Origin of the sequence: Pseudomonas lalucatii (assembly GCF_018398425.1) — a bacterium.
Taxonomy (GTDB): Bacteria; Pseudomonadota; Gammaproteobacteria; order Pseudomonadales; family Pseudomonadaceae; genus Aquipseudomonas; species Aquipseudomonas lalucatii.
The window spans coordinates 569,579-590,857 of sequence record NZ_JADPMV010000002.1; the positions used below are offsets into that span (position 1 = coordinate 569,579).

Here is a 21,279-nt window from a genome sequence, read left to right on the forward strand (position 1 = left end):
CTTTTACCACGACTGAGTTCAACCACGGAACTCGGCGCGGCCACGGTAGGCCGCCTGACCGGCCAGTTGCTCCTCGATGCGCAGCAGCTGGTTGTACTTGGATACGCGGTCGGAACGGCACAGCGAGCCGGTCTTGATCTGGCCGGCGGCGGTGCCCACGGCGAGATCCGCGATGGTGCTGTCCTCGGTTTCGCCGCTGCGGTGCGAGATCACCGCGGTGTAGCCGGCGGCCTTGGCCATCTGGATGGCTTCCAGGGTCTCGGTCAGCGAGCCGATCTGGTTGAACTTGATCAGGATCGAGTTGCCGATGGACTCGTCGATGCCGCGCTTGAGGATCTTGGTGTTGGTGACGAACAGGTCGTCGCCGACCAGCTGCACCTTCTCGCCGATCTTGTCGGTCAGCACTTTCCAGCCGGCCCAGTCGGACTCGTCCATGCCGTCTTCGATGGAGATGATCGGGTAGCGCTGGGTCAGGCCGGCCAGGTAGTCGGCGAAACCAGCGGCGTCGAACTGCTTGCCTTCGCCGGCCAGGTCGTACTGGCCGTTCTTGTAGAACTCGCTGGAGGCGCAGTCCAGGGCCAGGGTGACGTCCTCGCCCAGCTTGTAGCCGGCGTTGGCCACGGCCTCGGCGATGGCCGCCAGGGCGTCCTCGTTGGACGCCAGGTTCGGCGCGAAGCCGCCCTCGTCGCCCACCGAGGTGCTCAGGCCACGGGCCTTGAGCACGGCTTTGAGGTGATGGAAGATCTCGGTACCCATGCGCAGGGCGTCGGAGAAGGTCTTGGCGCCGACCGGCTGGACCATGAACTCCTGGATGTCGACGTTGTTGTCGGCGTGCTCGCCGCCGTTGATGATGTTCATCATCGGCACCGGCATGGAGTACTGGCCCGGGGTGCCGTTGAGGTCGGCGATGTGCGCGTACAGCGGCACGCCCTTGGCCTGGGCGGCGGCCTTGGCGGCGGCCAGGGACACGGCGAGGATGGCGTTGGCGCCCAGGCTGGCCTTGTTCTCGGTGCCGTCCAGGTCGATCATCGCGCGGTCCAGGGCGGACTGGTCGATGGCATCCTTACCCAGCAGCAGGTCGCGAATCGGCCCATTGATGTTGGCCACGGCCTTGAGCACGCCCTTGCCCAGGTAACGGCTCTTGTCGCCATCGCGCAGTTCCAGCGCCTCGCGCGAACCGGTGGAGGCACCGGACGGCGCACAGGCGCTGCCGATGATGCCGCCCTCGAGGATCACATCGGCCTCCACGGTCGGGTTGCCACGGGAGTCGAGAACCTCACGGCCTTTGATGTCGACGATCTTTGCCATTGCGTTGAGCACTCCAATAGTTGACGAACAGGTTAGCGCCGGACTGGGCAGCGCATGCGCACGGGCCGAGGCACGAGCGCACAAATGTACCGACAGGAAAGCAAAATTGTATACAAAAATCTCACCAATGGAACACCGCCAGGTCAGGCGGTCTCGATCGGCGCAAAGCTCTTGATCAGTTCATCCAGTTGCTTGAGCTGGGTGAGGAAGGGCTCCAGCTTGTCCAGGCGCAGGGCGCAGGGGCCGTCGCACTTGGCCTGATCCGGGTCCGGATGGGCCTCGAGGAACAGGCCGGCCAGGCCCTGGCTCATGCCCGCCTTGGCCAGGTCGGTGACCTGGGCCCGTCGTCCGGCGGCAGAGTCGCTGCGCCCGCCCGGCATCTGCAGGGCATGGGTCACGTCGAAGAACACCGGGTAGTCGAACTGCTTCATGATGCCGAAGCCGAGCATGTCGACCACCAGGTTGTTGTAGCCGAACGAGGTACCGCGCTCGCAGAGGATCAGCTGGTCGTTACCGGCCTCCACGCACTTGGCGAGGATGTGCTTCATCTCCTGGGGGGCGAGGAACTGGGCCTTCTTGATGTTGACCACCGCGCCGGTCTTGGCCATGGCCACCACCAGGTCGGTCTGCCGCGACAGAAAGGCCGGCAGCTGGATGATGTCGCACACCTCGGCCACCGGCTGCGCCTGATGGGGCTCGTGGACGTCGGTGATCACCGGCACGCCGAAGGTCCTCTTCACCTCCTCGAAGATCTTCAGCCCCTCATCCAGGCCCGGGCCGCGGAAGGAGGCCACCGAGGAACGGTTGGCCTTGTCGAAACTGGCCTTGAACACGTAGGGAATGCCGAGCTTGTCGGTGACCCGCACGTATTCCTCGCAGGCCCGCAGCGCCAGCTCGCGGGACTCGAGGACGTTGATGCCGCCGAACAGCACCATGGGCTTGTCGTTGGCGATCTCGATCGCGCCGACGCGGATGGTCTTCTGGGTCATGTCCTCAGGCCTTCTTCGCACGCTGGGCCAGCGCGGCGTTGACGAAGCCGCTGAACAGCGGATGGCCGTCGCGCGGCGTCGAGGTGAACTCGGGATGGAACTGGCAGGCGACGAACCAGGGATGGTCGGGGGCCTCCACCACTTCCACCAGGGCGCCGTCGCCGGAGCGTCCGGTGACCTTGAGGCCGGCCTCGATCAGCTGCGGCAGCAGGTTGTTGTTGACCTCGTAGCGATGGCGATGGCGCTCGACGATGACGTCCTGGCCGTAGCACTGGCGCACCTGGGAGCCGCTTTCCAGCTGGCAGTCCTGGGCGCCCAGGCGCATGGTGCCGCCGAGATCGGAGCTTGCGCTGCGCTGCTCGACCTCGCCGGTGGCGTCCTGCCACTCGGTGATCAGGCCGACCACCGGGTGGCTGCCGCTGCTGTCGAACTCGGTGGAGTTGGCGTCTGCCCAGCCCAGCACGTTGCGGGCGAATTCGATCACCGCGACCTGCATGCCGAGACAGATGCCCAGGTAGGGGATCTTGTTCTCGCGGGCGTACTGCACGGTCTTGATCTTGCCTTCCACGCCGCGCAGGCCGAAGCCGCCGGGCACCAGGATGGCATCGACGCCCTCGAGCAGGCCGGTGCCCTGGTTCTCGATGTCTTCGGAATCGATGTAGCGCAGGTTGACCTTGGTGCGGTTCTGGATGCCGGCGTGGCTCATCGCCTCGATCAGCGACTTGTAGGCATCCAGCAGCTCCATGTACTTGCCGACCATGGCGATGTTGACTTCATGCTCGGGGTTCAGCTTGGCATCGACCACGCGGTCCCACTCGGACAGGTCGGCGCCGCCGCAGTCCAGGCCAAAGCGCTCGACGACGAAATCGTCCAGGCCCTGGGCGTGCAGCACCGAGGGAATCTTGTAGATGGTATCGACGTCCTGCAGGCTGATCACCGCGCGCTCTTCGACGTTGGTGAACAGGGCGATCTTGCGCCGCGAGGAGACGTCCACCGGGTGGTCGGAGCGGCAGATCAGCACGTCCGGTTGCAGGCCGATGGAGCGCAGTTCCTTCACCGAGTGCTGGGTCGGCTTGGTCTTGGTCTCGCCGGCGGTGGCGATGTACGGCACCAGGGTCAGGTGCATGAGCATGGCGCGCTTGGCGCCCACTTCCACGCGCAGCTGGCGGATCGCCTCGAGGAACGGCTGCGACTCGATATCGCCGACCGTGCCGCCGATCTCGACCATGGCCACGTCGGCATCGCCGGCGCCCTTGATGATGCGCCGCTTGATCTCGTCGGTGATGTGCGGAATCACCTGGATGGTGGCGCCCAGGTAATCGCCACGGCGTTCCTTGCGCAGCACGTCTTCGTAGACGCGGCCGGTGGTGAAGTTGTTGTTCTGGGTCATGGTCGTGCGGATGAACCGCTCGTAGTGACCCAGGTCCAGGTCGGTCTCGGCGCCGTCGTGGGTGACGAACACCTCGCCGTGCTGGAACGGGCTCATGGTGCCCGGATCGACGTTGATGTAGGGGTCCAGCTTGAGCATCGTGACCTTCAGGCCCCGCGCCTCCAGGATGGCCGCCAATGAAGCCGAGGCGATGCCTTTCCCCAAAGAAGAAACAACACCACCCGTGACGAAGATGTAGCGCGTCATGAAAAACCCTAGAAGTCTGCGTTTAAGCGGTCAGCGCCGCCGGGGAAAGCGAAGGAAGGCCGAAGCCCCCAATTACGGCTACGCCGCAATTGGCAAGCCGTCACCGACTCCGGTTTTCGCGAGGAAAGGGAGTCAGCAAAAGCTCGGATAAGACGGGAGCGTAGTCTACCGGAAAGGCCCTATCAGCTCAAACCTGGATCGCACACCGGCGGCCGCCAGGCGAGCCGCCAGCTGCCGTCGGCGGCACCGTCCAGGCCCGGCAGATTGGCCACCGCCCGCACCTCGCCGTCACACAGCAGCAACGGCAGGCGGCCGCGCACGAAGGCCGGCAGCCGGCGCTCGTTGAGCAGGCGCTTGAGGTCGCGGTGGCCGCGCCCCGCCACCGCCATGCGCTCGCCGCCCTGGCGGTAGGCCAGGCGCCAGTCGCCCTGCCCCGGCAAATGCCCCTCGATGCGTACATAGCCATTGCCCGGCAAGGTCAGCGACTTCTCGCTCTCGAGCGTCAGGATCGGGCATGGGGGTGTAAGCAACCAGTCACCGGCCAACCACCACAACCGCTCGTCGGCCCGGTGCAGCTCGCCGCCCGCCAGGCGCCAGATCGGCGCGGCATCGTCGGCCGCCTCGAGCAAAGCTTGCCAGCCAGCCCAATGCTCGGCATCCGGCATCGGCGTTAGCTCACGCAGCCAGTAACGCAGGGCATTGCGCAGGCGCGCCGTGCTCAGCCTGCGCAATGGCGCCAGAGCCAGGCTCGGCAGCGAAAGCCAGGCCAGCGGGCTGGGCGCTTGCGCCGCCTGCAGATCCAGCTGCGCCAACTCATCGAGCAACTGGGCCGCCTCACCCAGATGCCGCGCACTGCGCGCCAGGGTGCGCTCGGCTTGCGGCCAGCGCGCCCGCAGCAGCGGCATGACCTGGTGGCGCAGATAGTTGCGGGCGAAGCGGCCATCGGCATTGGACGGATCATCGACCCAGGACAGGCGGTGCTCGGCGGCATAGGCCTCCAGTTCGCTGCGCGCGCAGTCGAGCAGCGGCCGCAGCAGATGCCCCCGCCCCAAGGCGCGGCTCGCCGGCATGCCGGCCAGGCCGCGCACGCCGGCACCGCGCAACAGGCGAAACAACAGGGTCTCGGCCTGATCCTCGCGGTGCTGGGCCGTGAGCAATACCTCACCGGCACCGAGCAGCGCAGTGAACGCCCCGTAGCGGGCGTCCCGCGCGGCACGCTCGAGACTCGCCCCCGGCACCACCGCGACCGACTGCACATGCAAGGGAATACCCAGTGCCTCGCACTGCCGCCGACAATGGTCCGGCCAGGCGTCGGCCGCGGCCTGCAGGCCGTGATGCACATGGATGGCGGAAATCGGCGGCAGGGCCTCGCGTTGCGCGAGGCGGGCCAACAGATGCAACAGCACGGTGGAGTCCAGGCCACCAGAGAAGGCGACGCGCCAGGCCGGCGCATCGCGCCAAGGCGCCAGACGCTCCAGCACCCTGGCGTGCAGGCTCATTTAGGCGATGCCGTAGCTCATCAGGCGCTCGTAGCGGCGGGCCAGCAGCTCCGTGGCATCGAGCTTCTTCAGGCTGGACAGCTGGGAGGCCAACTCCTGGCGCACGGACTCGGCGGCAGCGGCCGGGTCGCTGTGGGCGCCGCCCAGGGGCTCGGCGATCACCTTGTCGACGATGCCCAGGCCCTTCAGGCGCTCGGCGGTAATGCCCATGGCCTCGGCCGCGTCCGGCGCCTTCTCCGCGGTTTTCCACAGGATAGAGGCGCAGCCTTCCGGCGAGATCACCGAATAGGTGGAGTACTGCAGCATGTTCAGGCGATCGCAGACGCCGATCGCCAGGGCGCCGCCGGAACCGCCTTCCCCGATCACCGTGGCGATGATCGGGGTCTTCAGCCGCGCCATCACCCGCAGGTTCCAGGCGATCGCCTCGCTCTGCCCGCGCTCCTCGGCATCGATGCCCGGGTAGGCGCCGGGGGTGTCGATGAAGGTGAGGATCGGCATCTTGAAGCGCTCGGCCATTTCCATCAGGCGGCAGGCCTTGCGATAGCCTTCCGGGCGCGGCATGCCGAAGTTGCGGCGCACCTTCTCGCGCACGTCGCGGCCCTTCTGGTGGCCGATGACCATCACCGGCTCGCCGTCCAGACGCGCCACACCGCCGACGATCGCGGCGTCGTCGGAGAAATGCCGGTCGCCGTGCAGCTCGTCGAACTCGGTGAAGATGTGCTGCAGGTAGTCCAGGGTATAGGGGCGGCGCGGATGACGGGCGAGCTGAGCGATCTGCCAGCTGGTCAGGTTGCCGAAAATGCTTTCGGTCAGGGCGCTGCTCTTGTCCTGCAGGCGGGCGATCTCTTCGTTGATGTTCAACGCGTTGTCGTTACCCACCAAGCGAAGCTCTTCGATCTTGGCTTGCAGGTCGGCGATCGGCTGTTCGAAATCGAGAAAATTCGGGTTCATAGTCATCCGTCTTGCGTCGACGGCCAAGCGGCCGGGGAGCTGTATCCGTTTCGCGCCCTACCTTAAGGGATCGGGCGCATCGAGGTCGACACCCAATAGCGTGTCGGGCCAACTGGCGAGGCTGGGCCTCGTCTATCAGCGGTAGTGCAAAAAGACGTTGTCTCGCCCGAACTGGTCACGCAATGCCTGAATCAAGCTGTCGGCCGGGTCGATGCGCCAGCTTTCGCCGAACTGCAGCAGGGCCTTGGCGGCATCGCCGGTGTAGTCCAGGGTGATCGGGCAGGCGCCGCGATGGCGACTGCACAGTTCGGCCAACCAGCGCAGGCGGTCGCCCTTCAAGGCCGCCCCGGCGACTTTCAAGCGCAGGCTTTCGGCCAGGCCGGTGCGCGCCTCCTCCAAGCTCATCACCCGCTTGGCGCGCAGGCGCAGGCCGCCGGAGAAATCGTCGTTGCTCACCTCGCCCTCGACCACCACCAGGGCATCGGTCTGCAGCAGCGCCTGGGCGCCGGCGAAGGCGTCGGCGAACAGCGAGGCCTCGATCCGCCCGGAGCGGTCATCGAGGGTGATAAAGCCCATCTTGTCGCCCTTCTTGTTCTTCATCACCCGCAGGGCAACGATCAGCCCGGCCACCGTCTGGCTGTCGCGCGCCGGCTTGAGGTCGACGATGCGCTGGCGGGCGAAACGCCGCACCTCGCCTTCGTACTCGTCGATCGGGTGGCCGGTGAGGTACAGGCCGAGGGTGTCCTTCTCGCCCTTCAGGCGCTCCTTGAGCGTCAGCTCGCGGGCCTTCAGGTGGTTGGCGTAGACGTCGGTCTCGGTGTCGGCGAACACCCCGCCGAACAGGTCCATGTGGCCACTGTCATGGCTGCGGGCGGTCTGCTCCGCCGCCTGCACCGCCTCCTCCATGGCCGCCAGCAGCACCGCGCGATTGCGGTCGATGTTGGCCTGGTAGGCCTTGAGCTCGTCGTGGAAGTGCGGCCCCAGGCGGTCCAGGGCGCCGCTGCGGATCAGTGCCTCGAGGGTGCGCTTGTTGATGCGCTTGAGGTCGACCCGCGAGCAGAAGTCGAACAGGTCCTTGAACGGCCCGTCCTGGCGCGACTCGACGATGGCCTCCACCGGTCCCTCGCCGACGCCCTTGATCGCGCCCAGGCCATAGACGATGCGACCGTCGTCGTTGACGGTGAACTTGAAGTCGGAGGTGTTCACGTCCGGCGCATCGAGGCGCAGCTTCATGCTGCGGCATTCCTCGATCAGGGTCACCACCTTGTCGGTGTTGTGCATGTCCGCCGACAGCACCGCGGCCATGAACGGCGCCGGGTGGTGGGCCTTGAGCCAGGCGGTCTGGTAGGAGACCAGGCCGTAGGCGGCGGAGTGGGACTTGTTGAAGCCGTAGCCGGCGAACTTTTCCACCAGGTCGAAGATGTTGCCCGCCAGGTCCGCGTCGATGCCGTTGTTGGCGCAGCCCTCGATGAAGCCGCCGCGCTGCTTGGCCATCTCCTCCGGCTTCTTCTTGCCCATGGCGCGGCGCAGCATGTCGGCGCCGCCGAGGGTATAGCCGGCCATGACCTGGGCGATCTGCATCACCTGCTCCTGGTACAGGATGATGCCGTAGGTCGGCGCCAGCACCGGCTTGAGCCCCTCGTACTGGTAGTCCGGATGCGGGTAGGCCAGCTCGGCGCGGCCGTGCTTGCGGTTGATGAAGTCGTCCACCATGCCCGACTGCAGCGGACCGGGACGGAACAGCGCCACCAGGGCGATGAGGTCTTCCAGGCAATCGGGCTTGAGCTTCTTGATCAGCTCCTTCATGCCCCGCGATTCGAGCTGGAACACCGCGGTGGTCTCGGCCTTCTGCAGCATCGCGTAGGTCGGCTTGTCGTCCAGCGGGATGAAGTCGATGTTCAGCGGCTCCAGGCCCTTCTTGGCCTGCTCGCGGTTGATGGTCTCCATCGCCCACTTGATGATGGTCAGGGTGCGCAGGCCGAGGAAGTCGAACTTGACCAGGCCGGCGGCCTCGACGTCGTCCTTGTCGAACTGGGTCACCAGGCCGCCGCCCTCCTCGTCGCAGGCGATCGGCGAGAAGTCGGTGAGCTTGGTCGGCGCGATCACCACGCCGCCGGCGTGCTTGCCGGTGCCGCGGGTGATGCCCTCGAGCTTGAGCGACATCTCCCAGATCTCCGCGGCCTCCTCGTCGACCTTGAGGAAGTCGCGCAGCGCCTCCTCCTGCTCGTAGGCCTTCTCCAGGGTCATGCCGACCTCGAAGGGGATCATCTTCGACAGGCGGTCGGCCAGGCCGTAGGACTTGCCCTGGGCCCGGGCCACGTCGCGCACCACCGCCTTGGCCGCCATGGAGCCGAAGGTGATGATCTGGCTCACCGCATTGCGCCCGTACTTCTCGGCCACGTAGTCGATGACCCGGTCGCGGCCGTCCATGCAGAAGTCGACGTCGAAGTCGGGCATCGACACCCGCTCGGGGTTGAGGAAGCGCTCGAACAGCAGGTCGTAGGCCAGCGGGTCGAGGTCGGTGATCTTCTGCACGTAGGCCACCAGGGAGCCGGCACCCGAGCCCCGGCCGGGGCCGACCGGCACGCCGTTGCTCTTGGCCCACTGGATGAAGTCCATGACGATCAGGAAGTAGCCGGGAAAGCCCATCTGGATGATGATGTCCAGCTCGAAGTTCAGGCGGTCGACATAGACCTGTTTCTTCGCGGCGTAGTCCGGGGTGTCCGGCGGCAAGAGCACGGCCAGGCGCTCTTCCAGGCCGTCGAAGGAGACCTTGCGGAAGTACTCGTCCATGGTCATGCCGTCGGGAATCGGGAAGTTCGGCAGGAAGTAGGTGCCGAGCTGGACCTCGATGTTGCAGCGCCTGGCGATCTCCACGGAGTTCTCCAGCGCCTCGGGCAGGTCGCTGAACAGTTCCCGCATCTCTTCCGGGGTCTTCAGGTACTGCTGGTCCGAGTAGGTGCGCAGGCGCCGCGGGTCATCCAGGGAGCGTCCCTCGCCGATGCACACGCGGGTCTCGTGGGCGGCGAAGTCCTCCTGCTTGATGAAGCGCACGTCGTTGGTCGCCACCAGCGGCACGCCGATGCGCTCGGCCAGGGCCACGGCGCCGTGCAGGTGCTCCTCGTCGCCGACCCGGTTGGTCCGCTGCACCTCCAGGTAGAAGCGCCCGGGGAACACCGCCTGCCACTCGCGCAGCCGGGCTTCGGCCTCGGCCAGATCGTCCTCGAGCAGGGCCTGGCCGACTTCGCCCTCCTTGGCCCCGGACAGGGCGATCAGGCCCTCAGCGGCGGCCTTGACCCAGTCCCGCTGGATGATCACCAGGTCGTTGCTCTGCCCCTCCATCCAGCCGCGGGAGATCAGCTCGGTGAGGTTGCGATAACCCTTGGCATTCATCGCCAGCAGGGTCATGCGGCTCAGCGGGCCGTCCTCGTCCGGGCTGGCCAGCCAGATATCGGCGCCGCAGATCGGCTTGATCCCGGCGCCCATGGCCGCCTTGTAGAACTTCACCAGGGCGCACATGTTGCTCATGTCGGTGATCGCCACCGCCGGCATGCCGGCACCCGCGGTCGCCTTGATCAGCGGTTTGACCCGCACCAGGCCGTCGACCAGGGAGTACTCGGAGTGCAGACGCAGGTGGACGAAGGAAACGGTCATGGCAAGCCTATGCAGAACACGAAAACGACAAGGCCCGGATTGTACCGGGCCCGGGGATAAAGGCCAGAGACGCGCGTCGCGGGGCGCCCCTAGGGCTCCAGCAGGGCACGCACCGGGGCGAAGGAGCGCCGATGGATGGGGGTCGGCCCCAGGCGCCGCAGGGCTTCCAGGTGGGCCGCAGTGGGGTAGCCCTTGTGCCCGGCGATGCCGTAGCCGGGATACTGCAGGTCGAGCCGCTGCATCTCACGGTCGCGGCTGACCTTGGCCAGGATAGAGGCCGCGGCGATCGCCGGCACCTGGCTGTCACCCTTGACCACCGCGGCGCTGGGCACCTGCAATCGCGGGCAGCGATTGCCGTCGATCAGCGCCAGCCTGGGGGTGACGCTCAGGCCTTCCACCGCGCGTTGCATGGCCAGCATGGTGGCCTGAAGGATGTTGAGTCGATCGATTTCCTCGACCTCGGCGCGGGCGATGCACCAGGCCAGGGCCTTTTCGCGAATCTCCTCGAAGAGCTTGTCGCGACGCGCCTCGCTGAGTTTCTTCGAGTCGTTCAGGCCGAGAATCGGCCGCGCCGGATCGAGAATCACCGCCGCGGTGACCACCGCGCCGCACAACGGGCCGCGCCCGACCTCATCGACGCCGGCCACCAGCTCCTGCACCTGGGTGAAGTCCAGCCCGAGCTGCATCAGGCGCGCCCGGCCAGTTCCAGCACGGCCTCGGCGGCCTGGGCCGAGGCGTCGCGGCGCAAGGCGCGGTGGATCAGGTCGAAGCCCTCGGTCTGCACCTCGCCGTCCTCCAGCAACGGCGCCAGATGCTGGGCCAGGGACTCCGGCGTGGCCGCATCCTGGATCAGCTCGGGCACCAACAGGCGCTCGGCCAGCAGGTTGGGCAGGGAGATGTAGGGGCTCTTCACCAGGCGCTTGAGTATCCGGTAGGTCAGCGGCGCCACGCGGTACGCCACCACCATCGGCCGCTTGTACAGCAGCGCCTCGAGGGTCGCGGTGCCGGAGGCGATCAGCACCGCATCGCAGGCGGCCAGCACCTCGTGGGAGCGGCCGTCCACCAGGGTCAGCGGCAGGTCGCGATCCACCAGCAACTGCTCGAGCTGGGCTCGGCGCTCGGGGCTGGCGCTCGGCAGCACGAAGCGGATGCCGGGGCGCAGGGCCCGCAGGCGCGACGCCGCATCGAGGAACAGCCCGCCCAGACGCGCCACCTCGCCGCCCCGGCTGCCGGGCAGCAGGGCCACCACGGGGCAGTCCAGCGGCAGATCCAGGGCCTCGCGGGCGGCCTCGCGGTCGGCCTCCAGGGGGATGGTATCGGCCAGCGAATGCCCGACGAAACGCACCGGCACCTGCTGGGCGTCGTAGAACTGGGCCTCGAAGGGAAACAGGCAGAGCATCAGGTCGCAGGCCTGGCGAATCTTCAGCACGCGCTTCTGCCGCCAGGCCCAGACCGAGGGGCTGACGTAGTGCACGGTCTTGATCCCGGCCCGGCGCAGCTTGAGCTCCAGATCGAGATTGAAGTCCGGCGCGTCGATGCCGATGAACACGTCCGGCCTGGCGTCGACCAGGTCGCGCAGCAGGCGCCGACGGCGGGCCAGCAGTTCCGGCAGGCGGCCGAGCACCTCGACCAGGCCCATGACCGCCAGGCGCTCCATGGGAAAGTAGGATTTCAGGCCTTCGCCCTGCATCAGCGGCCCGCCGACGCCGATGAACTCGATCTGCGGATGGCGTGCCTTCAGCGCCCGCATCAGGCCGGAGCCGAGGATGTCGCCCGAGGCTTCGCCGGCCACCAGGGCGACGCGCAATGACTGGCCCATGGGATTAGCGGGTGATGCCGCGGCTGGACGCCTGGATGGAGTCGCGGAACACCGCGACCTCAGGAAACTGCGCCGATGGCTCGGCCAGCTCGGCCAGGGCCTGCTCGACCGTCAGCCCCTGGCGGTACACCGTCTTGTACGCCCGGCGCAGGGCGGCGATGGCCTCGCTGCTGAAGCCGCGCCGACGCATGCCCTCGAAGTTCATGCTGCGCGCCTCGGCGGGGTTGCCGAAGACCGTGACATAGGCCGGCACGTCCTTGCCGATGGCCGTGCCCATGCCGGAGAAGCTGTGGGCGCCGATGCGGCAGAACTGATGCACCAGGGTATAGCCGGAGAGGATCGCCCAGTCGTCGACATGGACGTGGCCGGCCAGCGCGGTGTTGTTCACCAGAATGCAATGGTTGGCGATCACGCTGTCGTGACCGATGTGGGCGTAGGCCATGATCAGGTTGTGATTGCCGATGGTGGTTTCGCTGCGGTCCTGCACGGTGCCGCGGTGAATGGTCACGCCCTCGCGAATCACGTTGTGGTCGCCGATCACCAGGCGCGTCGCCTCGCCCTTGTACTTGAGGTCGGGAGTGTCCTCGCCGACCGAGGAAAACTGATAGATGCGGTTGTGCTTACCGATCCGGGTCGGCCCCTTGAGTATCACATGGGGCCCGACCACCGTACCCTCGCCGATTTCCACATCGGCCCCGACAATCGACCAAGGGCCGACGACCACGTCGTCGGCCAGCTTGGCGCTGGGGTCGATGATGGCGCGAGGGTCAATCAAACTCATAGTTTGCGTTCCGCACAGATGATCTCGGCCGAACAAACTTCCTTGCCGTCGACGCTGGCCTTGCACTCGAACTTCCAGATGCTGCGCTTGGCGCTGAGGAACTTGGCCTCGAGCAGCAACTGGTCGCCCGGCACCACCGGCTGGCGGAAACGCAGCTTGTCCGAGCCGACGAAGTAGTACAGCGTGCCATCGGCAGGCCGGGCGTCCATCATCTTGAACCCGAGGATGCCCGCCGCCTGGGCCATGGCTTCGATGATCAACACACCGGGCATGATCGGATGCTGGGGGAAGTGCCCGTTGAAGAACGGCTCATTGATGCTGACATTCTTATAGGCACGAATGCGCTTGCCTTCAACATCCAGCTCGGCGACCCGGTCCACCAGCAGGAACGGATAGCGGTGCGGCAAGTATTCGCGAATTTCGTTGATGTCCATCATGTCCAGAGAAGCCTGTAGTAAAAAGAGGGGAACGCGGCAGCGCCGGCTCAGGCATCAGATGAGGCATTGCCGCCCGAGGTCACGGCGGCCAGCTGTTTTTCCAGTTCTTTCAGACGCCTCGCCATGTCGTCGAGCTGACGAATGCGCGCCGCGCTCTTCTTCCACTCGCCGGCCGGCTGCATGGCCGTGCCGGAGGAATAGGCGCCGGGCTCGGTGATCGAGCGGGTGACCATGGTCATGCCGGTGACGAACACGCCGTCGCACACCTCGATATGCCCGACCATGCCGACGCCGCCGGCGATCATGCAGTTCCTGCCGATCTTGGTACTGCCGGAGATGCCGACGCAGCCGGCCATGGCGGTGTTGTCGCCGATCTGCACGTTGTGCGCGATCATGATCTGGTTGTCCAGCTTGACGCCATTGCCGATCAGGGTGTCGGCCAGGGCGCCGCGGTCGATGGTGGTGTTGGCGCCGATCTCGACGTCGTCGCCGATGACCACCCCGCCGATCTGCGCGATCTTCTGCCAGACGCCCTTCTCGTTGGCGAAACCGAAGCCCTCGCCGCCGATCACCGCCCCGGACTGGATCACCACCCGCTTGCCGATGCGCACGTCGTGATACAGGGTCACCCGCGGCGCGAGCCAGCCGCCCTCGCCGATGACCGAGCGCGCGCCGACCACGCAGTGCGCGCCCAGGGTCACCCCGGCGGCGATCTGCGCAGCGCTTTCGACCACGGCATAGGCGCCGATGCTGGCAGTGGGATCGACCTGGGCGTCGGCGGCAACCGAGGCCGTCGGGTGCACGCCCGCAGCCGCCTGCGGCTTGCGGTCGAACAGGTGGGACAGCGCCGCGTAGGCCAGATAGGGGTTGGCGACGATCAGCGCGTCACCCTCGTAGGCCTCGGCATCGGCGGCGGTCAGCAGCACCGCGGCGGCCTTACAGTCGCCCAGGTACTTGCGGTACTGCGGGTTGGCGAGAAAGCTCAACTGATCCGCCCCGGCCTCCTGCAGGGTCGCCAGGCCGCGCACGGGCTTGTCGGCGTCGCCCCGCAGGCTGGCGTCGAGGCGCTCGGCCAGCTGGCCGAGGGTGTACAGGGCGGGCTTCATGATCAACGCAGCTGGTTCATGCGCTCGATGACCTGCAGCGTGATGTCGAACTGGGGTTTGACATCGATCACCGCGCCACGTTCGAGCACCAGGTCGTAGTTGCCCTTCTTGATCACTTCCTCGACCGCCTTGTCCAGGTTCGGCTTGAGCTTCTTCAGCATGTCGCGGTCGGCGACGGCCTTGGCCTCGTTCAGCTCCTTGGACTGGAACTGGAAGTCGCGGGCCTTCTGCTTGAACTCCAGCTCCAGACGCTCGCGTTCGGCGGTCTGCATCTTCTCGCCGTCCTTGACCAGGCGATCCTGGATGCGCTTGGCATCGCCCTCCAGGGTCTTGAGCTTGTTCAGCTGCGGGCCGAACTTCTTCTCCGCGTCCACGGCGTAGCGCTTGGCCGCGTCGGACTCGAGCAGGGCCATCTGATAGTTGAGAACAGCCACCTTCATCTCGGCGAAGGCCGGGGTAGCCAGCAGGGCGGCACTTAACAGAACCAGTTGGGTCAACTTACGCACGATGCACTCCTGCAAAACTGTTGGTGTTCGAAGGCCAGCCGCTTAGAAGGTCTGGCCGAGGGAGAACTGGAATACCTGGGTGTCGGCGTCGTCCGGCTTCACCACCGGCATCGCCAGACTGAAGCTCAGGGGGCCGAGGGCGGTGATCCAGGTCAGGCCGACGCCCACGGAGCTGGCCAGCTCGCCGGCATCGATGCCATGGCAACTGGTCTGGGTGCTGCCGCAGTTGGTATCGAAGACGTTGCCCACGTCCCAGAACAGCGCGGTGCGCAGCGAGCGCTGATCCTTGACGAAAGGCATGGGGAACAGCAGCTCCACCCCGCCCTGGACCAGCACGTTGCCGCCGAACGGCAGCGGGTCCTGATCCGGATCGAGCTGGGTCCCTGGGTTGGTGCCCTTGCTCGGGGTGCTGCGCGGCCCCAGGCTGCTGTCCTCGAAACCGCGCACCGAGTTGAAACCGCCGGCGTAGTAGTGCTCGTAGAACGGCAGCTCGGAGGTCGAGCCGTAGCTTTCGCCATAGCCCAGCTGGGTGTGCAGGCGCAGGGTGTAGGTATCGCTCAGCGGCTTGAAGACCTGGCCGCGGTAGTCGAGCTTGTAGAACGACAGGTCGCTGCCCGGGATGGTGGTCTCGAACACCAGGCTCTGGGAATGACCGCGGTTGGCCAGCACACCGCGGTTGAGGGTCGACTCCGACCAGCCGATGGAGGCCTTGAAGTTCAGGTAGCGTTCGCCCTCCTGATCGATGAACTTGAAGATCTCGTCGACGGTGAAGACCCCGGTGTTGATGGTGTCCTGCTGGGCGGTCAGGCCGTAGGTCAGACGCGAGGTCTCGCTGATCGGGTAGCCGATGCTCAGGCCGGCGCCCAGGCTGTCCACCGCGAAGCTGGAGACCTGAGTGTCCAGTTCGTCGTAGTCGGTGGTGCGGTAGAAGGCGTTGTAGCCCAGGCTGACGCCGTCCGGGGTCCAGTAGGGGTCGACGAAGCCGAAGTTGTAGCTGGTCTGGTACTCGCTGCGGTTGAGGCCGACGCTGACCTTGTTGCCGGTGCCGAGGAAGTTGCTCTGGCTGATGGAGCCGCCGAGAATCAGGCCGGCGTTCTGGGCGAAGCCGACGCTGGCGGTGATGGAGCCGGAGGCCTGCTCTTCGACGCTGTAGTTGACGTCGATCTGGTCGTCGGTGCCCGGCACCGGAGGGGTTTCGACGTTGACTTCCTTGAAGTAGCCGAGACGCTCCAGACGGGTCTTGGACTGGTCGATCAGGTAGGTCGAGGCCCAGCCGCCTTCCATCTGGCGCATCTCGCGGCGCAGCACCTCGTCTTCCGACTTGGTGTTGCCGCGGAAATTGATGCGGTTGACATAGGCACGCTTGCCCGGGTCGACGACGAAGGTGATCGACACGCTGTCGTCTTCGTCATGGGCTTCGGGCACGGCGTTGACGTTGGCGAAGGTGTAGCCCTCGTTGCCCAGGCGGCGGGTGATCAGCTCGGAGGTGGTGGTCATCACCTTGCGCGAGAACACCTGGCCCTCCTTGACCAGCAGCAGCGCGCGGATGTCCTCTTCCGGCACCTTCAGGTCGCCGGACAGCTTCACCTCGCGGACGCTGTACTTCTGCCCTTCATCGACGTTGACCGTGATGTAGACGTGCTTCTTGTCCGGGGTGATGGACACCTGGGTGGAGGAGATGTCCATGTTGATATAGCCGCGGTCCAGATAGTAGGAACGCAGGCGCTCCAAGTCGCCGGAGAGCTTCTCGCGGGCGTACTTGTCGTCGTTCTTGAAGAACGACAGCCAGTTGCTGGTCTTCAGTTCGAACAGGTCGATCAGGTCTTCGTCGGGGAAGACGCTGTTGCCCACCACGTTGATGTGCTGGATGGCGGCGACCGAGCCCTCGTTGATGTTGATCTTCAGCGCCACGCGGTTGCGCGGCTGCGGGATCACCTCGGTCTCGATCTCGGCGGAGTAGCGGCCCTGGGCCACGTACTGGCGCTGCAACTCGTTGCGCACGCCCTCGAGGGTCGCGCGCTGGAAGATCTCGCCTTCGGCCAGGCCGGACTGATTGAGCCCCTTGAGCAGGTCTTCGCTGGTGATCGCCTTGTTGCCCTCGATCTCGATGCCGGAGATCGACGGCCGCTCGACCAGGGTAATGACCAGTACGTCGCCATCGCGACCGAGCTGGATGTCCTGGAAGAAACCGGTCTTGAACAGTTCGCGGGTGGCTTCCACCAGGCCGCGGTCATCGACCTGCTGGCCGACGTTGAGCGGCAGGGCGCCGAACACGCTGCCGGCGGAAACCCGCTGGAGGCCGTTGACGCGAATATCGGAGATGGTGAAGGACTCGGCGTGAACTTCGGCGATCATCAATGCGGCAAGCACCGCAGGTAGCAGCAGACGTTTCATGAAGTCCTTTCTTATTCCAACTGACAATAAAAAATCTGTCGCTCGAGGCGACAGATTTGTAATTCAGTAGCGATTACAGACGACTAAGGTCGTTGACCAGGGCCAGCAACATCACCCCTATCACCAAACTGATGCCGATCTGCATCCCCCAACCCTGCACCCGTTCCGACAGCGGACGACCGCGCGCCCACTCGACCAGATAAAAAAGCAGATGCCCCCCATCCAGCACTGGGATTGGCAACAGATTGAGAACCCCCAGACTTATGCTCAGGTAGGCGAGGAAGTTCAGGAAGTCCCCCAGGCCCGACTCAGCCGAAGCGCCCGCCACTTTAGCAATGGTTATCGGCCCGCTCAAGTTTTTTACCGAGAGCTCGCCGAACAGCATTTTCTTCAGCGAATCAAGGGTCAGCAGGCTCATGCTCCAGGTTCGCGACAGCGCTTGACCGACCGCTTCCAGGGGGCCGAAGCTGATCTCGCGGAGCATTTCCGGCGGCCACTCGCCCCCCTCCACTCCAGCGCCGAGATAGCCGCTGCGCGCCTCGCCCTCACCGCGTGCGGCCAGCGTCAGAGACAGCTCCTGCCGCCGCCCCTGACGCTCGATCAACAGCCTGACCGGCTGGGCCGGCAAGGCCCGCACGCGGTCGACCAGTTGCTGCCAGTCCTCGAGCGCCTCCTCGTTCAAGGCCAGTATGCGGTCGCCGACCTGCAGGCCGGCGGCCCTGGCCGGCCCCTCGGGGTCCAGCTGCGCCAGCACCGGCTCCAGCGCCGGACGCCAGGGCCGGATGCCCAGGGCGGCGATGGGGTCCGGCTCGTCGACGCCCTGCAGCCAGTCGACCAGCTCGACCTGCCGCGGAGTGCCGACCGTGGAACCCGGCTCGCGCACGGTGATCGGCAGCGACCCGCTCTCGCCCAGGCGACGCACCAGCTGCAGGTTAACCGCCGCCCAGCCCGTGGTCGGCTCGTCGTTCACCGCGACGATCTCCTGCCCCACCCGCAAGCCGGCGCCGGCCGCCAGGCTGCCATCCTCCACGGCACCTATGACCGGCCGCACCTGCACGCTGCCGAGCATGGCCACCAGCCAGAAGAACAGCAGCGCGAGGAGGAAGTTGGCGAGCGGGCCGGCGGCGACGATGGCGATGCGCTGGCGCACGCTCTTGCGATTGAACGACTGCTCGAGCTGCGCGGGCGGAACCTCGCCCTCGCGCTCATCGAGCATCTTGACGTAGCCGCCCAAAGGAATGGCGGCAATCACGAACTCCGTGCCCTGGCGATCGTGCCAGCGCAGCAGCGGCGTGCCGAAGCCGACGGAGAAACGCAGGACCCTGACCCCGCAACGCCGCGCCACCCAGAAGTGACCGAACTCGTGGAAAGTCACCAGCACCCCGAGCGCAACCAGGGTGCCGACAATCATATACAGCGTACTCATAGGGCTTCTCCGCGCCGCTTAACCGCGGCGACTCAGCCATTGGCTGGCCAGTTGACGTGCCTGCTGATCGGCCGCCAACACCGTTTCCAGGCTTTCGACCGCAACCACCGGCTCCGTGTTCAGCACCTGGTCGATGATACCCGCGATCTCGGGAAAGCGTACCCGCCGCTCGAGAAACGCCGCCACCGCCACCTCATTGGCCGCATTGAGCATGGCCGGTGCCGTGCCGCCCGCCTCGGCCGCCTGGCGGGCCAGGCGCAGGCAGGGAAAGCGCTGCTCGTCCGGCGCCTGAAAATCCAGGCGGGCCACGGCGAACAGGTCCAGCGGCGCCACCCCCGAGTCGATCCGCTGCGGCCAGGCCAGGGCATGGCTGATGGGCGTGCGCATATCCGGGTTACCCAGTTGCGCCAGCACCGAGCCGTCGACATAGTCGACCAGCGAATGGATCACGCTCTGCGGATGAATTACCACCTCGACCTGCTCGGGCCGGGCGTCGAACAGCCAGCAGGCCTCGATCAACTCCAGGCCCTTGTTCATCATGCTCGCCGAGTCCACCGAGATCTTGCGCCCCATCGACCAGTTGGGATGGGCACAGGCCTGCTCCGGAGAGACCTCCGCCAGCTGCTCGAGCGGCGTCTCGCGGAACGGACCGCCGGAGGCGGTCAGCATGATCCGCCGTACCCCGACCTGCTGCAGGCCACGCCCGTAGTCGCCCGGCAGGCACTGGAAGATCGCGTTGTGCTCGCTGTCGATCGGCAGCAGGACCGCCCCGCTGTGGCGCACCGCCTGGATGAACAGCGCGCCGGACATCACCAGCGCCTCCTTGTTGGCCAGCAGCACCTTCTTGCCGGCCTCGACGGCGGCCAGGGTCGGCTTGAGGCCCGCGGCGCCGACGATGGCGGCCATCACCGCATCCACCTCCGGATGCCCGGCCACCTCGCACAAGCCCTGCTCCCCGCTGAGCACCCGGGTGGCCAGGCCGGCGGCATGCAGCCCGTGCTGCAGGTGACTGGCCGAGCGGGCATCGGCCACCACGGCGAAACGCGGCCGGTAGATCAGGCACAGCGCCTCCAGCTCGGCGAGACGGCTATGGCCGGACAGCGCGAAGACCTGATAGCGCTCGGGATGCCGGGCAATGACATCGAGGGTACTGAGGCCGATGGAGCCCGTCGCCCCCAGCACGGTGATCTGCTGCGGCCGCGTCACAGCACGCCCCAGCCCGCCAGCCACAACAGGACGGCGAACACCGGCACGGCCGCGGTCAGGCTGTCGATGCGGTCGAGCACGCCGCCATGGCCGGGCAGCAGGTTGCTGCTGTCCTTGATGCCGGCCTGACGCTTGAACATGCTCTCGGTCAGGTCGCCGACCACCGAGATCAGCACCACCAGGGCCGCGCCACCCAGGCCCAGCAGCAGCTCGCCGCCGCCCCAGCCGCGATAGAGTCCGACCAGCAGGGTCAACAGCAGGCTGGCCGCCAGTCCACCGAGCAGGCCTTCCCAGCTCTTGCCCGGACTGACCCGCGGCGCCAGCTTGCGCCTGCCGAAGGCCTTGCCGGCGAAATAGGCGCCGATGTCCGCCGCCCAGACCAGCACCATGACCGCCAGGATCAGGCCGTTGGCCAGTGGCCATTGCTTGAACAGCACCAGCCCCTGCCAGGCCGGCAGGAGAATCAGCAGCCCGATCGCCAACCTCGCCGGCATGCCCTGCCAATAGCGACTGCTCGCCGGGTAGCCGAGCACCAGCAGGGTCGCCAGCAGCCACCAGAGGACGCCGACCGCCAGCACCCAAGGCGCCAGCTGGGGCAGCCGGTAGAGACCCAGCAGCAGCAGGCCGACCACCGCAGCATAGGCGACACGCTGGAGCTGCCCGGCGCAACCGGCCAGGCGCGCCCACTCCCAGGCCCCCAGGCCGATCACCGCGGCGATGAACAGGGCGAAGGCCGCGCCATCGAGCAGGAAAAAGCCGCCGAGCGCGATGGGCAACAGCACCAGCGCGGTCATCACTCGTTGTTTAAGCATTAAGCACGCGCCTCGGCTTCGACCTGATCACTGGTTTTGCCGAAGCGCCGCTGGCGCCTGGCGAAATCGGCCAACGCCTTGCGCATGGCCTCGTGCTTGAAGTCCGGCCAGAATAGGTCGGAGAAATACAGCTCGCTGTAGGCCAGCTGCCACAGCAGGAAATTGCTGATGCGATGCTCGCCACCGGTACGGATGCACAGGTCGGGCAAGGGCAGATCGCCGGTGGCCAGGCAGCCCTGCAGCAGTTGCGGGGTGATGTCCTCCGGGCGCAGATGGCCGCCTTGCACTTCGCGCGCCAGGCGCTGCGCGGCCTGGGCGATGTCCCACTGGCCGCCATAGTTGGCGGCGATCTGCAGGATGAAGCGCTTGTCGCCGGCGGTCTGCGCCTCGGCATCGCGCATGGCCGCCTGCAACTCCGGATGGAAGCGCGAGCGGTCGCCGATGATGCGCAGGCTGATGCCGTTGTCGTCGAGCTTCTTCGCCTCGCGACGCAAGGCACCGAGGAACAGCTCCATCAGCGCCCCCACCTCATCGGCGGGACGCTGCCAGTTCTCGCTGGAGAAGGCGAACAGGGTCAGCACCTCGACCCCCGCCTCGGCGCACACCTCGATCACCGCACGCACCGCATCGACGCCCGCCTTGTGCCCGGCCACGCCGGGCAGCAGGCGCTTCTTCGCCCAGCGATTGTTGCCATCCATGATGATCGCCACGTGTCGTGGCACGGCTAACTGGCCGCCGCGGCTGGTCTTGTCCAT

Annotated in this window: 17 protein-coding genes; all 17 read right to left on the bottom strand. The window is 66.5% G+C overall.

Annotated features, from left to right (window positions below; genetic code table 11):
* Positions 1-18: 18 nt before the first annotated feature.
* Positions 19-1,308: a phosphopyruvate hydratase gene (gene eno, locus I0D00_RS16085; protein WP_213640836.1), complete on the bottom strand. Its 1,290-nt coding sequence runs from the start codon at positions 1,306-1,308 to the stop codon at positions 19-21.
* Between the two features lie 143 nt (positions 1,309-1,451).
* Positions 1,452-2,297 carry a 3-deoxy-8-phosphooctulonate synthase gene (gene kdsA / locus I0D00_RS16090; protein ID WP_213640837.1) on the bottom strand — a complete coding sequence of 282 codons (846 nt, stop codon included), beginning with the start codon at positions 2,295-2,297 and terminating at the stop codon, positions 1,452-1,454.
* Positions 2,298-2,301: 4 nt separating this feature from the next.
* Entirely contained in the window at positions 2,302-3,933 is a 1,632-nt protein-coding gene (locus tag I0D00_RS16095; RefSeq protein WP_213640838.1) for a CTP synthase, read from the bottom strand.
* 182 nt (positions 3,934-4,115) lie between these two features.
* Positions 4,116-5,432, bottom strand: a complete 1,317-nt coding sequence (gene tilS / locus I0D00_RS16100; RefSeq protein ID WP_213640839.1) for a tRNA lysidine(34) synthetase TilS — start codon at positions 5,430-5,432, stop codon at positions 4,116-4,118.
* Positions 5,433-6,383, bottom strand: coding sequence for an acetyl-CoA carboxylase carboxyltransferase subunit alpha (locus I0D00_RS16105; RefSeq protein WP_213640840.1), 951 nt, complete (start codon positions 6,381-6,383; stop codon positions 5,433-5,435).
* Between the two features lie 135 nt (positions 6,384-6,518).
* Complete coding sequence (gene dnaE, locus I0D00_RS16110) at positions 6,519-10,037, bottom strand: DNA polymerase III subunit alpha (RefSeq protein ID WP_213640841.1); 3,519 nt, start codon at positions 10,035-10,037, stop codon at positions 6,519-6,521.
* A gap of 89 nt (positions 10,038-10,126) precedes the next feature.
* Positions 10,127-10,723: a ribonuclease HII gene (gene rnhB / locus I0D00_RS16115; RefSeq protein ID WP_213640842.1), complete on the bottom strand. Its 597-nt coding sequence runs from the start codon at positions 10,721-10,723 to the stop codon at positions 10,127-10,129.
* Positions 10,723-11,856: a lipid-A-disaccharide synthase gene (gene lpxB / locus I0D00_RS16120; protein WP_213640843.1), complete on the bottom strand. Its 1,134-nt coding sequence runs from the start codon at positions 11,854-11,856 to the stop codon at positions 10,723-10,725. Before lpxB ends, rnhB begins: the two co-directional genes overlap by 1 nt.
* A gap of 4 nt (positions 11,857-11,860) precedes the next feature.
* A complete protein-coding gene (gene lpxA, locus I0D00_RS16125; RefSeq protein WP_213640844.1) occupies positions 11,861-12,637 on the bottom strand; it encodes an acyl-ACP--UDP-N-acetylglucosamine O-acyltransferase in 777 nt (258 codons plus the stop codon).
* Positions 12,634-13,074, bottom strand: coding sequence for a 3-hydroxyacyl-ACP dehydratase FabZ (gene fabZ, locus I0D00_RS16130; protein WP_213640845.1), 441 nt, complete (start codon positions 13,072-13,074; stop codon positions 12,634-12,636). The genes lpxA and fabZ overlap by 4 nt, the downstream gene beginning before the upstream one ends.
* A gap of 47 nt (positions 13,075-13,121) precedes the next feature.
* On the bottom strand, positions 13,122-14,180 hold the full coding sequence (lpxD, locus tag I0D00_RS16135) for a UDP-3-O-(3-hydroxymyristoyl)glucosamine N-acyltransferase (RefSeq protein WP_213640846.1): 1,059 nt from the start codon (positions 14,178-14,180) through the stop codon (positions 13,122-13,124).
* A gap of 2 nt (positions 14,181-14,182) precedes the next feature.
* Positions 14,183-14,686 carry an OmpH/Skp family outer membrane protein gene (locus tag I0D00_RS16140; RefSeq protein ID WP_213640847.1) on the bottom strand — a complete coding sequence of 168 codons (504 nt, stop codon included), beginning with the start codon at positions 14,684-14,686 and terminating at the stop codon, positions 14,183-14,185.
* Positions 14,687-14,728: 42 nt separating this feature from the next.
* Positions 14,729-17,080 (bottom strand): outer membrane protein assembly factor BamA, encoded by a 2,352-nt coding sequence (gene bamA / locus I0D00_RS16145; protein ID WP_213640848.1) that lies wholly within the window; start codon positions 17,078-17,080, stop codon positions 14,729-14,731.
* 73 nt (positions 17,081-17,153) lie between these two features.
* Entirely contained in the window at positions 17,154-18,506 is a 1,353-nt protein-coding gene (gene rseP, locus I0D00_RS16150) for an RIP metalloprotease RseP (RefSeq protein WP_213640849.1), read from the bottom strand.
* Between the two features lie 18 nt (positions 18,507-18,524).
* Positions 18,525-19,712 (bottom strand): 1-deoxy-D-xylulose-5-phosphate reductoisomerase, encoded by a 1,188-nt coding sequence (gene ispC, locus I0D00_RS16155; RefSeq protein WP_213640850.1) that lies wholly within the window; start codon positions 19,710-19,712, stop codon positions 18,525-18,527.
* A complete protein-coding gene (locus I0D00_RS16160) occupies positions 19,709-20,524 on the bottom strand; it encodes a phosphatidate cytidylyltransferase (protein WP_213640851.1) in 816 nt (271 codons plus the stop codon). The genes ispC and I0D00_RS16160 overlap by 4 nt, the downstream gene beginning before the upstream one ends.
* Positions 20,524-21,279 (bottom strand): polyprenyl diphosphate synthase, encoded by a 756-nt coding sequence (gene uppS, locus I0D00_RS16165; protein ID WP_213640852.1) that lies wholly within the window; start codon positions 21,277-21,279, stop codon positions 20,524-20,526. Before uppS ends, I0D00_RS16160 begins: the two co-directional genes overlap by 1 nt.